1 pseudogene is annotated in these 1,028 nt (G+C 60.9%); it reads left to right on the forward strand.

What is annotated here, in order from left to right:
* Positions 1–142 precede the first annotated feature (142 nt).
* Positions 143–705 (forward strand): annotated as a pseudogene (locus ABIB90_RS41610) (DDE-type integrase/transposase/recombinase); the annotation flags it as partial.
* Positions 706–1,028 lie beyond the last annotated feature (323 nt).

A 1,028-nucleotide genomic window follows, 5' to 3' on the forward strand; every position in this document is an offset into this window, starting at 1 on the left:
ACTCTCATGTCCGGAACAGCTCATGGACCAGGTTTTTTGACGGGGTTAAATGCCACCAAAATCGTATCGGCCGCTCCCTTCCGAACGCAGTCTATTGCCAATCCGTTTCTATCCCACAGGGGGCGTGCCGCGCCGAGATCAGTTTTTTAGAAGGAGCGCTCACCAAGGCGGGATTGCTGAGCGCAAAGCGATGATCGACCGTGAGCACGAGCTGTCGATCACCAGACAGGCGGAGGCTTTGAACATCAGCCGCGGCAGCGTGTACTACCTGCCGCGGCCGGTGCCGGACGCCGATCTCGCGATCATGCGGCGTCTCGACCGGCTGCATCTGGAGTTTCACTTCGCCGGCTCGCAAATGCTGAGAGGCTTGCTGGCTGCCGAGGGGTGCAAGATCGGCCGCCGGCATGTGAAGACGCTGATGCGGCGGATGGGGATAGAGGCGCTCTATCGCCGTCCGCGCACCACCAGACCCGGGCCCGGCCACAAGATCCATCCATACCTGCTGCGCGGCATGGAGATCAGGCGACCGAGGTCTGGGCGATGGACATCACCTACATCCCGATGGCGAGTGGCTTCGTCAATCTCGCCGTGGTGCTGGACTGGGCAACACGTCGCGTTTTGTCGTGGCGGCTGTCGATCACCATGGAAGCAGCCTTCTGCGTCGAGACGCTAGAGGATGCCTTGGCTCGTCACGGCAAGCCGGACTGACCTGCCACCGAACTTTCATCCGGCGGCGGTTAGAGTCTCGGGGTTTTTTGAAGTGCTCCCCAAAACTAGGCCAGCTGATGCTGGAATTTTCCGGGGTTTTGAAGTGCTCCCCAAAACTAGGCCAGCCGGCGCTGGAATTTGCCGGGGTTATGCTCATGCCGGCTGGGGCGCCGATGAGCCATTCAACAGCGATATCGGCGCCTTATTGCCGATCGCGCTGTGGGGCTATAGCGCGACAATCTGGATGGGAAGCGCGCGACAATCAGGATGGCGAGTCGGTGTCGCGGCGAGGTGATGATTGCCGCGATGATTGTCGCGCG

This window comes from Bradyrhizobium sp. JR4.1 (assembly GCF_040548605.1).
GTDB lineage: Bacteria > Pseudomonadota > Alphaproteobacteria > Rhizobiales > Xanthobacteraceae > Bradyrhizobium > Bradyrhizobium canariense.